General features: G+C 48.5%; 8 protein-coding genes and 1 pseudogene. 5 read left to right on the top strand and 4 right to left on the bottom strand.

Annotation, left to right across the window (positions count from 1 at the left end):
- Window positions 1–100: pseudogene (locus MGMO_RS20710) on the top strand (IS1595 family transposase); the annotation flags it as partial.
- A gap of 99 nt (window positions 101–199) precedes the next feature.
- Here MGMO_RS20710 and MGMO_RS16725 read toward each other — a convergent pair.
- The 4 genes from MGMO_RS16725 to MGMO_RS16710 all read right to left on the bottom strand — a co-directional run bounded on the left by MGMO_RS16725 (window position 200) and on the right by MGMO_RS16710 (window position 6,522).
- Window positions 200–1,333: a glucose-6-phosphate dehydrogenase assembly protein OpcA gene (locus MGMO_RS16725; RefSeq protein ID WP_023496252.1), complete on the bottom strand. Its 1,134-nt coding sequence runs from the start codon at window positions 1,331–1,333 to the stop codon at window positions 200–202.
- Window positions 1,330–2,874, bottom strand: coding sequence for a glucose-6-phosphate dehydrogenase (zwf, locus tag MGMO_RS16720; RefSeq protein WP_023496251.1), 1,545 nt, complete (start codon window positions 2,872–2,874; stop codon window positions 1,330–1,332). The genes MGMO_RS16725 and zwf overlap by 4 nt, the downstream gene beginning before the upstream one ends.
- Window positions 2,875–3,011: 137 nt before the next feature.
- Complete coding sequence (gene gnd, locus MGMO_RS16715) at window positions 3,012–3,986, bottom strand: phosphogluconate dehydrogenase (NAD(+)-dependent, decarboxylating) (protein ID WP_023496250.1); 975 nt, start codon at window positions 3,984–3,986, stop codon at window positions 3,012–3,014.
- Window positions 3,987–4,185: 199 nt separating this feature from the next.
- Window positions 4,186–6,522 carry an NADP-dependent malic enzyme gene (locus MGMO_RS16710; RefSeq protein ID WP_023496249.1) on the bottom strand — a complete coding sequence of 779 codons (2,337 nt, stop codon included), beginning with the start codon at window positions 6,520–6,522 and terminating at the stop codon, window positions 4,186–4,188.
- Between the two features lie 547 nt (window positions 6,523–7,069).
- Here MGMO_RS16710 and MGMO_RS20380 point away from each other — a divergent pair.
- The 4 genes from MGMO_RS20380 (at window position 7,070) to MGMO_RS16695 (ending at window position 11,210) form a co-directional block, all read left to right on the top strand.
- The gene (locus MGMO_RS20380; RefSeq protein WP_200922747.1) at window positions 7,070–7,213 is read left to right on the top strand and encodes a hypothetical protein; all 144 of its coding nucleotides are present in this window, start codon (window positions 7,070–7,072) and stop codon (window positions 7,211–7,213) included.
- Window positions 7,214–7,392: 179 nt separating this feature from the next.
- A complete protein-coding gene (locus tag MGMO_RS16705) occupies window positions 7,393–9,567 on the top strand; it encodes a glutamine synthetase III family protein (RefSeq protein WP_023496248.1) in 2,175 nt (724 codons plus the stop codon).
- Between the two features lie 68 nt (window positions 9,568–9,635).
- Entirely contained in the window at window positions 9,636–10,016 is a 381-nt protein-coding gene (locus MGMO_RS16700; RefSeq protein WP_023496247.1) for a pyruvate kinase, read from the top strand.
- A 540-nt stretch (window positions 10,017–10,556) separates the two neighbouring features.
- Window positions 10,557–11,210, top strand: coding sequence for a YceH family protein (locus MGMO_RS16695; protein WP_023496246.1), 654 nt, complete (start codon window positions 10,557–10,559; stop codon window positions 11,208–11,210).
- Window positions 11,211–11,484 lie beyond the last annotated feature (274 nt).

The following is an 11,484-nucleotide window of genomic DNA, read 5'->3' as shown; positions in this document are numbered from 1 at the left end:
CTATCAATTAGATGCGTTAGTGCCAAGATTAGTGTATGCATCAGCCTTGACACCGCCAATGCCAGGGCGGCTGCTAAAATTGGCTGAAGCTTATTGGTAATCAGATATTTTAATATTCAATGGCAATATCATGGTTCTTAGTCAAATAGGCAGCTTAAAATTTCCGACGGCCGATAAATAACACCCCAGGTCATTTGGGCTATTGTTGAAAAACAGCCGTCATCGCATTGGATGACTTCAAGGCGTTTTCGAAAATTTTATCCCGATTGCGTTGGGCCAGTTGTGCGGAAACCAAGGTCGACCTTTCCGGCACCTGTACAGTAAATACGCGCGGCGGAACGGTGGATAATTCCTCCGAGATGCCAATTCGTTCATTGTCCAAGCGTTTAAAACAAATACGACCCGCAAGTGCTGGTTTGCCCCAATCAAAAAGTAACTGGTAGATCAGCGGATTGCCTTTAGGCAAGCGGGTGACATGCACCTTTATGTCTTGATTATTATTCCTAAACCGCCAAACTAATTCGGAATCGGAAAGTCTTTTACCGTCAATTGGTTGCCAATTAAGCTGGCTGGCTAACCATCCTGTCAATAACCAAGTCATGGGTAATGCGTGCGGTCCGTGCGCTATCTCGATAGTGTGCAAAGATTCAAGAGCGTCCGGTTCAGTCTGCGGGTCGAGCACTTGACTGATTAATTTACGCCAGCCTGCAAATCGTCGCCAAGCTAGGTTATGGACTATTTGGATGTTTTGTTGTGCGGCAACCCAACGTGTCATGGCAGCAACACCCTGGGCAGGGTTAACCCAGCCGACATTGTCGTAAATAATTTGGTTTGCCAGTTCAGCCAATTGAAAGAACGTTTCACCGGCGGTGGGCGGCGGGCGCTGTGATGCCCACCACAAGGTCGTCGGTAAATCACCGACTAAGAGCGACCGGGCTACGGAGGGTAAACGCTCAGCCATTGCCGATGTTGAAACAATGTCTATCCTTTCCGCACACACCTGCCAGCCATCGTCAAGGGCGGTATAGTAAATGGCGACATTTGCCTCCATAGTGCTTTCGCTGGGTTTGCCATTACCCAGCAGCAATAATATTCTCGCCGGATGGACATCCACAATGGCGGCGATTTCCTGGTTGATGATTTCCGCTTCTTGCGGGCTATCGCAAAAAATAATCAAGTTGGACATACAAGCACGCATCACAACTGCGTGACCGTCGCTATTCGCTTGATTGAACTGGGCCCATAAATGGCCTAGTTCCGGTTCAATATTAGCAATGCTGACCTTTTTTGGGGCTTGGGTCACAACTTTTGAAGCGCCATTTTTTTGGGTCATAACATCCGCCACTTACGGTTGTCTGATTCGATCAACCGGTCTGCCTCCAGCGGCCCCCAGGTTCCGGCGGCATACTCAGGAATCCAACGGGTGCGGCTACTCGCCCAGACATTAAGGATATTATCGACCCACGCCCAGGAGGATTCGACCGCATCGCGGCGCATAAACAGCGTGGCATCTCCCGCCATGACATCCAGGAGCAGGCGTTCATAAGCTTCCGGTGATTGTTCACCGAAGGTTGAACCGTAACGGAAATCCATTTTTACGGGAAAAATCTTGAGCTTTGCCCCCGGCAACTTGGTCGCAATCCGTAACGACAACCCTTCATTCGGTTGGATGCTCAGGGCCAGCACATTGGGTTCCAAGGGTTGGTCGTGGTTCGCATTGAACAAAATGGGCGGTACGCTTTTGAATTGGATGGCAATTTCACTGGCGCGCTTGGGCATGCGTTTGCCGGTGCGGATGTAAAATGGAACGCCCGCCCAACGCCAATTGTCGATAAACAACTTGAGCGCAATATAAGTCTCCGTAATGGAATCTTGGGCGACACCTGCTTCACGGCGATAACCGGGCACATCTTCGCCATGATGGAAGCCCGGCCCGTACTGGGCGCGGACGACGTGATGGTCGAAGTTTTCAGGGGTGATCGGCCTGAGACAATTGAGTATGTCCTGGCGGTGATCACGGATCACGTCGGCATTCATAATCCAGGGCGGTTCCATGGCGATGAGGGTCAACAATTGCAGGATATGGTTTTGGATCATGTCGCGCAGTGCACCGGCACTGTCATAATAACCCGCCCGCGTGCCCACGCCTTCCTGTTCAGCCACGGTGATTTGTACGTGGTCGATATGCTTTGAATTCCATAACGGCTCAAAAATAGCGTTGCCGAAGCGCATCGCCAGGATATTCTGGACGGTTTCCTTACCCAGGTAATGGTCAATGCGGTAAATTTGTTGTTCGTGGAAATTCTTGGACAAGGTTGCATTCACCTTGCGGGCGCTCTCAAGATCCCTGCCGATGGGCTTTTCCACAATGATCCTGGAAAAAGGGGAATGTTCATCAACAGGCATCACAAGCCCAGCCGCCTTGAGTTGGCAAACGCAGGTTTCGATCAGTGCAGGCGGAATTGCTAGGTAAAAGACGCGATTGCCCGGAATGCTGAAATTTGCCTCAATCTCTGTTAGCCGTTGCGCAAGTTGGACATAAACGTCAGGATTGTCGAACGAGCCATGCAGGTAATGCAAACACCGCCCAAAATCCTTCCAGTAAGCGGGATCCAAAGGTTGCCTTGAAAATTCTTCTATGCCTTTGCGGGCAAAGTCCCGGTACTGGTTATCATCCATAGCCTCGATTGCAAGGCCAAGTACCGCAAAATTTGCGGGTAGCTCGCCATCCAATGCTTGGTTGTAGATAGCTGGCAGCAGTTTACGGCGGGTCAAGTCGCCACCGCCGCCAAAGATGACAAGCGTACACGGTTGTGGTGCATGGCTTATGTTCATCCCAACGGTGAGGGGATTATCAAATTTACTGTCTGGCACGATTAGGCTCCGGGAATATAACAAAGGGTCGATACGCTTTCATTGCAACCCCCAACGGGAGGAAGTGCCGCGATGCAAGCGCTATTGGCGGATGGTAGCCGCATCGGGTAAATTTGCGTTCTAGATGTTGGTTGACCTTATTTCTTCTCAACATGTCCGCCGAATTGCTTACGCATGGCCGAGATGATCTTATCGGAAAAGGTATTCTGGTGCCGCGAACGGAAACGGGAATATAGCGCTGCGGTTAACACATGGGCTGGGACGGCTTCTTCCACCGCCGCCATCACCGTCCAGCGGCCTTCGCCGGAGTCTTCTACGTAGCCCGAATAGCTAGATAAGCCAGGGTCTTCCGCTAATGAAATCGCCGTTAGATCCAGCAACCAGGATTCGATCACACTGCCTCGCCGCCAAACTTCGGCAATGTCTGTCAGGTTGAGGTCATAACGGTGTTCTTCAGGCAAATTGGTGGAAGTGGCATTACGCATAATGTCGAAGCCTTCCGCATAAGCTTTCATCATACCGTACTCGATACCGTTATGGATCATTTTTACAAAATGGCCAGAGCCTTCCGGGCCGCAATACAGATAACCTTGTTCAGCCGTGCTGGCCGGATCGTCACGGCCCGGTGTTTCCGGGATATCACCTTTGCCGGGAGCGAGGGATTTAAAAATCGGGTCCAATGTTTGGACAATCTCCCTGGGCCCGCCGATCATCAAGCAGTAACCTCTCGTCACCCCCCAAACACCACCGCTGGTGCCCACATCGATATAATGGATTTTTTTATCGGCAAGGCGTTTTGCCCGGCGAACGGCATCTTTGTAAAAAGAATTGCCGCCATCAATAATAATGTCGTTTTCATCAAGCAGTTCGGATAAGGCCAAAACGGTCTTTTCGGTCAATTCGCCGGCAGGGACCATGCACCATATTATCCTAGGCGGCGTTAGGGATGCCACGAGTTCATCTAAAGTAAAAGCTCCTTGTGCACCGTCTATGACCAAGTTTTCGACATTCTCTTTGCTAATATCAAACCCGACGCAGTGATGGCCTCCAGCCATTAACCGCCTTACCATATTGGCTCCCATCTTACCCAGGCCGACCATTCCTAACTGCATCGTAACTCCTTTGGCTAACTGTTTAATTATTCGCTTCAAACTGGTGCAGGCTATCAAAAGACCGCACTTAAATATTTGTTTTTTGGTGTTGGAAACGCGTTTTAATGACACATTCACTCAGAAGCAATATGCACGCCAATATTTTTGCAATACTTAAACAGGTGTCCACTTCATTAACCCCCTAGAAAGTGAGGAATGATTAGGCGTTATTCATAACGCTCTGCAATTGCTCTTCTACAGCATCCGCTACACACAAACCTGCCAAATTCACTATTCGCCGAACTGTGGCTGAAGGTGTCAGTATATGAACCGGCCTGCTACAACCGAGTAAAACAGGGCCGATTGCGACACCGTTACCCGAAGCGGTTTTAAGCAGATTGTACGCAATATTGGCGGCGTCAATATTCGGTAAGACCAGCAAATTGGCGCTGCCTTTTAACTTGGTATTGGGCATGGATTTTTTAAGCAAATCGTAGTTGAGTGCGATATCGCCATGGATTTCACCTTCAATTTCCAGGTCTGGCAGTTGTTTTTGGACAATACCCAGCGCCTTCCGCATTTTCTGGGCCGATTCACTGTTGCTGGTGCCGAAGTTAGAGTGCGACAGTAATGCGACTCGGGGAACCAAGCCAAAACGGCGCATCTGCGCCGCCGCTAACACCGTGATTTCAGCAATCTGCTCCGCAGTCGGATTTTCATTGACATGGGTATCTACCAACACAACTTGTCGATCAGGTAAAATCAAGCCGTTCATCGCGGCATAAACATTCACGCCAGCCCGTTTGCCTAGCACTTGGTCTATATAATGCAGATGTAAGGTAGTTGTGCCGAAGGTGCCGCAGATCATGCCATCGGCATAACCCTTATGAATCAGCATTGCGCCGATCAAGGTATGGCGGCGGCGCATTTCCAATTTGGCATATTGTTCGCTAACGCCTTTTCGGAGGGTCATTTCCAGGTAGGTCTGCCAAAAATCTCGGTACCTCTCGTCGTATTCTGGATTAACGACCTGAAAGTCAACATCGGGCTTAATACGCAGTCCAAATTTTGCAATTCGGCTAAGCAACACCGCCGGTCGGCCAATCAAAATCGGCTTGGCGATATTTTCATCGACCAAGATTTGAACGGCACGCAAGACGCGTTCTTCCTCACCCTCAGCAAACACAATGCGTTTGTTTTCGGGTGGCGCATTTTTGGCCACCTGAAAGACTGACTTCATGAAAGCGCCGCTATGATAAACAAATTGTTGTAAACGCCCTATATAGCCTTGCATATCTTCAATCGGCCTAACGGCAACGCCCGATTTTTCCGCTGCCTTGGCTACCGCTGGCGCGATTTTAGTCATCAGTCTCGGGTCAAAAGGCATGGGAATCAAATAGTCTGGCCCGAACGACAGGTTTTTGATGTTATAGGCGGTGGCGACAATATCCGACTGTTCAGCTTGTGCCAATTCGGCGATGGCATGAACGGCGGCGATTTCCATTGCACGGTTAATCGTGGTGGCGCCGCAGTCGAGAGCGCCCCGAAAAATGTAGGGAAAGCATAAGACATTATTGACCTGGTTTGGATAGTCGGAACGGCCGGTGGCGATGACGGCATCTGTACGAACGGCCTTGATTTCCTCCGGCAGGATTTCCGGTATCGGGTTTGCCAGCGCCAAAATTAATGGCCGGTCTGCCATCTGTTTGACCAAGGCTTGTGTCATCACCCCGCCAGCTGACAAGCCTAAAAAAATATCGGCACCCGGTATGACTTCCGCCAGTGTGCGGGCATCGGTTTCTTGTGCGAATCGGGCTTTGTCAGGATCCATCAGTTCAATACGGCCTTTGAACACAACCCCTGCCAAATCCGTGACATAAATATTCTCAATAGGGAAGCCCAGATCAACAAGTAAGTCCAGGCAAGCCAATGCCGCAGCACCTGCCCCAGAAACAACCAGTTTGCTTTGTTTGATGTCTTTCCCAACCACTTTCAAGCCGTTTAATATCGCCGCCCCAACAATAATGGCAGTGCCATGCTGATCGTCATGGAAAACCGGAATTTTCATGCGTTCGCGTAGTTTACGCTCAACGTAAAAGCATTCGGGTGCTTTGATATCTTCCAGATTGATCCCGCCAAATGTGGGTTCTAATGCAGCAATGACATCGCATAATTTATCTGGGTCAGATTCGTTAATCTCGATGTCAAACACGTTAATCCCGGCAAATTTTTTAAACAAAACTGATTTACCTTCCATTACCGGTTTTGCGGCCAACGGGCCGATATTGCCCAAGCCGAGCACGGCGGTTCCATTCGTTATGACGGCAACCAAGTTACCGCGTGCCGTATATTTGATGGCATTGCCAGGATCAGCAACAATTTCATCACAAGCTGCTGCAACCCCTGGGGAATAGGCCAAGGCAAGGTCGCGTTGATTTGACAATTGTTTGGTGGGGTTGACGCTTATTTTTCCAGGGCTGGGAAACTCGTGATACTCGAGTGCAGCTTCCCGTAATAGTTGTCGCTTTTCTGCATTTAAATCAATGGGGGTAGCCATACTGAGTAAGTCTCCTTTATCTAGGGCGAGCAGGAAAGCTGCCTATTCTAGCAGGTGATATTAACCCTTTGATCTTTAAATCCCTTGTCTGTCTAGTTTGTATACTGTGCTAACCCACATATTTCAAGCTAAATAATAAAAAGGTCCAAAATGTGTAGGGAGCGGCACTCAATTTTAAGCTAATGAGTGCCCTGCTTGATTCTTTAAGCATCTCCTAGCAAATTGCGTGCGTCACATTGGTCTGATTTACGGATTTACCCCATATCCAGGGCTTGATACCCAATCCGATTGCTCCAGCCAGTATTTGGTGCAAAAAAAATACGTGATTGCACATATATTGAGCTTAGTACTCCAATATTTTTAATAAATTGATGACATCAACCTCAAGCACATCGCATTCTAACAAGATAACTTATTGTAAATAATAGCTAATTTAAATGGCTGAGGGAAGGTGAATAACTTGGCATAACTGATGCTTAATTTAAGCTATGCATCTAGTTTGTTCGATGCCCCATCATTTGTTCACTAACCATATTTGGAGTGTGTCGTGAATACGCTACATAAAAATATCTTGATTGGATTGCTTTTCCTCATTGGTGTATGGAGCTTTGCTTCCGGCGAATTCATCGTTTCAACCGTATTATTTGCAAGTGCCGCCATTTACAGCAATATGGTAAGGCGTATCAGTTAATCACTGTCTTTCTTTCTTCAACCGCGTGTCGTTGTACTTTCAAGCAGAACCCCCCTGATATCTCTGCTTGTATTAACGCCTCCCATTGCAGCATCGCTTTGGGAGGTTTCTTTATGTGACGATTTTTTCATTGTTAATCGCAATAGAAAAGCAGACCCATATAGCCTAAGGAAAATAAGATGACTGGAAATGCCGCCCGTGTTCAGGCTGTTCAAAACATTGTCAACCGTCAAGCTATGCCTGGCAAAACACCGGAATCGCTGAGCAGCTTGTGGGCAAGTGACGTGTTTACGCTAAGCAAGATGAAGGAGAGCCTGCCTAAGGAGGTCTTTAAATCGGTTAAGAAAACGGTTGAAGCCGGTGCTGAACTGGATGTTTCGATTGCCGATGTGGTGGCTTTGGCGATGAAAGATTGGGCGATTTCCAAAGGCGCACTCTATTATGCCCATGTTTTTTATCCCTTGACTAATTTGACGGCTGAGAAACACGACAGCTTTATCTCTGTACAGAGTGATGGTTCTGTCATCTCCGAATTCAGCGGCAAGGTGCTGGTGCAGGGCGAACCGGATGGTTCATCCTTCCCGAATGGCGGTATTCGTTCTACTTTTGAAGCGCGTGGTTACACCGCCTGGGATGTGACCAGCCCTGCCTTCATCATGACGACTGATAATGGTGCAACACTCTGTATTCCGACGGTTTTCGTATCCTGGACGGGGGAAGCGCTGGATAAAAAAACACCCTTGTTGCGCGCCAATGCCGCAATGAACAAGGCGGCGCAACGGCTGTTATCCATCCTGGGGCATATCGACATTGCGCCCGTTAATTCCAGTTGTGGTGCTGAGCAAGAATATTTTCTGGTCGATACTAACTTTGTCAGCCTTCGCCCGGATTTACTGTTGTCCGGCAGAACGCTGTTCGGCGTAGCGGCGGCTAAGGGCCAGCAATTTGATGACCACTATTTTGGTGCTATTCCTGAACGCGTCCAGGTCTACATGCAGGATGTTGAAGAGCAATTGTACCGATTGGGCATTCCGGCCAAAACCCGGCATAACGAAGTGGCGCCCGGACAATTTGAAATAGCGCCATTTTTTGAAGCGGCTAATGTCGCGACCGACCATCAGCAATTGTTGATGACGATCTTGAAACATACTGCCAAAAAACATGGCCTGGTTTGCTTGCTGCATGAAAAACCTTTTAAGGGTATCAACGGATCCGGCAAACACGTCAACTGGTCAGTCGGTAATAGTACCCAAGGCAATCTACTCGATCCCGGTTCGACCCCGCATTCCAATACACAATTCCTGTTATTCTGCGGTGCCGTCATTCGTGGCGTCCACCTTTACGGCCCGCTATTACGCGCCGTTATCGCTTCAGCGAGTAATGACCATCGCTTAGGCGCCAACGAAGCGCCGCCCGCGATCATTTCCGTTTACCTAGGCACACAAATCGACAATGTGTTCGAGCAGATCAGTAACGGCGAGATTACCGGTTCGTTAAATGCTGGTGTTATGGATTTGGGCATCAATACGTTGCCGGTTTTCAATAAAGATGCGGGTGATAGGAATCGTACATCCCCATTCGCCTTTACCGGCAACCGTTTTGAATTTCGCGCGGTTGGCTCCGGACAATCGGTCGCTGGCCCACTGGTCGCCATGAATACGATGTTGGCAGATTCGCTAAACTGGGTTGCTGATACGTTGGGGGACAAAATGGCACAAGGCACTGATCTCGATACTGCGATACTGAAAACGCTGAAAGAAATAATCGACCAACACGGTGCAGTCGTATTCGGCGGGAACGGCTACTCTGCTGAATGGCATAAAATGGCAGTAGAGGAACGCGGGTTGGCAAACCTTAAAACTGCGGCCGATGCGTTACCTGTTTTATGCGAATCTTATATCGAAAAACTGTTTCACGAACTGGGTGTATTGTCGCCGGTAGAACTTGCCAGCCGATTCGAAATTTATGCCGAGCAATATATCCTCGCTATTGAAGTTGAAGCCAAACTGGTAGTCAGTATGGCAAAAACCGGAATTTTCCCCGCCGCAGCCAAATACCTGGCCCATCTTTCATCAACCCTTAGCGGCCTAAAAAGCTATGGTATCGAACTGGGTAATGAACCGATGGCCCGGATAGCAGAGTTGCTTACTGCCATGATGGCGGCAGTGGTCAAACTCAGTACAGCCCTCAGCCAACATGGTTTTTCTGACATTGAGGAACAGATGCAGTTCTGTGCAAAAACCATCCGTCCGCTGATGGACGAGGTGCGTCAGTATGCCGATACGCTTGAGGGCGAAATAGCCGATGAATTATGGCCTTATCCAACTTATCAGGAAATGTTATTTATAAAATAGCCGCCAGAACCTTTACACCAAGAGCCCAATATGGGGACAAGCCATAAATTATCTTTGTCTAGCCCTACATGATGCTAGACAATCCAGCTTTGGAAATGCGCTATCGTCATACAAAAATCATTTTTACGATAGGCCCGGCAACGTCAGCCGATGAGGTGCTTAAGCAGTTAATCAACGAGCGGGTCGATATTTGCCGCATTAATATGGCACATGCAACCCATGATTGGACGCGAGGGATTATTCAGCAGATCAAACGGGTTTGTAACGAAGCAGGTCGTCAAATCGGGATTATGATGGACATCAAAGGCCCGGAAATCCGGACTGGCGATATTGGCGATGCCATTTACCTTGAAGTTGGCGAGCTGTTCGATGCTTCTATGTCAATTATATTCGGTCTCATGGTCAGTGGCTTCGGAGAGGATGGGGCAAACCGCGAGTGGGGGCCTTAAACAGCCAGATTCAAGCCGCCAAGGAATGATTAAAGTCGGGGCATTTTTAGCCAAGGCGTTACAAATCCGGCCAACGCTTTAAGCATTCAACCAATATCCCCGAACCAAACCAGACCGCCAAACAAATTAACGTGACAATTACCATCGCCATACCTCCAAGCAATAAGTATGGCACTGTTACTTATTTAATATTGTTAGCGGCTTCACGTTTCCAATGATTCGGCAAAACCGCTAAATTCCTTTATGGTCAATTCGATATGTTTTAACGCGCCAATGATTTTATCGCCATCGTTGACGGGTTTTAGGCCTGATCCCACTTGATAAAAAGCGGTTGGGGAATACCATAACTTAATGTGCCATTAAAGAAATTATGCGCAGTCTTCTTTTTAACAGTCGCATGTTGTATCGTTCTATTGCCTTTATTGTCGGGTTTCTAAGAATAGCTTATGATTGAGGTTTAAAGCCCAGTTGCGGGGAGGGCGTTTGCGGCAATAGGTCGCACTAACCTGCAACGCTAACCCAGGATTTCCAATCGACGCCATGCAGATGAACCTCAGCCTTTACGAAACGCGAGTGATCGGTTGCTTGATCGAAAAAGCCATCACTACGCCCGACCAGTACCCCCTTTCGCTGAACGCGCTGGTCAACGCATGCAACCAAAAAAGCAATCGGGATCCCGTTTTGGAATTGAAGGAGGTCACGGTACAAGATACCGTCGACGGGCTGATTAAAAAATTTCTGGTGAGTCGTGGCTATGGCAGCCGTGTCACCAAATACCAACATCGCTTCTGTAACAGCGAATTTGGAACGCTGCAACTGTCAGAGAATGCCACAGCCATTATTTGCGAACTGTTTCTTCGGGGCCCGCAAACGCCTGGGGAATTGCGAAGCCGCACAGAACGATTGTGCAAATTCGGAGATGTGAACGAAGTCGAAGCCGAGCTTGCAAGCCTAATGGCCCGGGAAGAGCCATTAGTCGTCAAGCTTCCCCGCGAGCCCGGAAAACGCGAATCACGTTATGCCCACCTATTCAGCGGCTTACCCCAATCATCTACTTTGTCGACAACGCAAAGAGACGAGATCGAAACCGAAGCCTCTGACCGGGAAAGAATCGAAGCCCTGGAAAAGCAAGTCTACGAATTACAACTGGGACTTGATGAACTTCGGCAGAAATACCAACAGTTAGTTGAATAAAATCACGAATAAACCTTACAAACGCTACTGGCCTAACTCACGTTGTTGAAATATCCGCTTGGTCGGTGAATAGGTTGGTCAATAGTCCGAAGCCTAACAGTGCTGAATGTATAGGGCTCCTTTTCAAGCTACGCTATCATAGTCCGCTAAAGAAAGTGTGGATTGCTATATTATAGATTCGGCCTTTTAATGTCTGAACCGTTCGTGCTGAGCTTGTCGAAGCACACACCGCCTTTCGACAGGCTCAAGGCGAACGGAAACTTAATACTTCACA

This window comes from Methyloglobulus morosus KoM1, from assembly GCF_000496735.2.
Taxonomy (GTDB): Bacteria; Pseudomonadota; Gammaproteobacteria; order Methylococcales; family Methylomonadaceae; genus Methyloglobulus; species Methyloglobulus morosus.
This window is presented reverse-complemented; position numbering and strand designations above follow the sequence as displayed.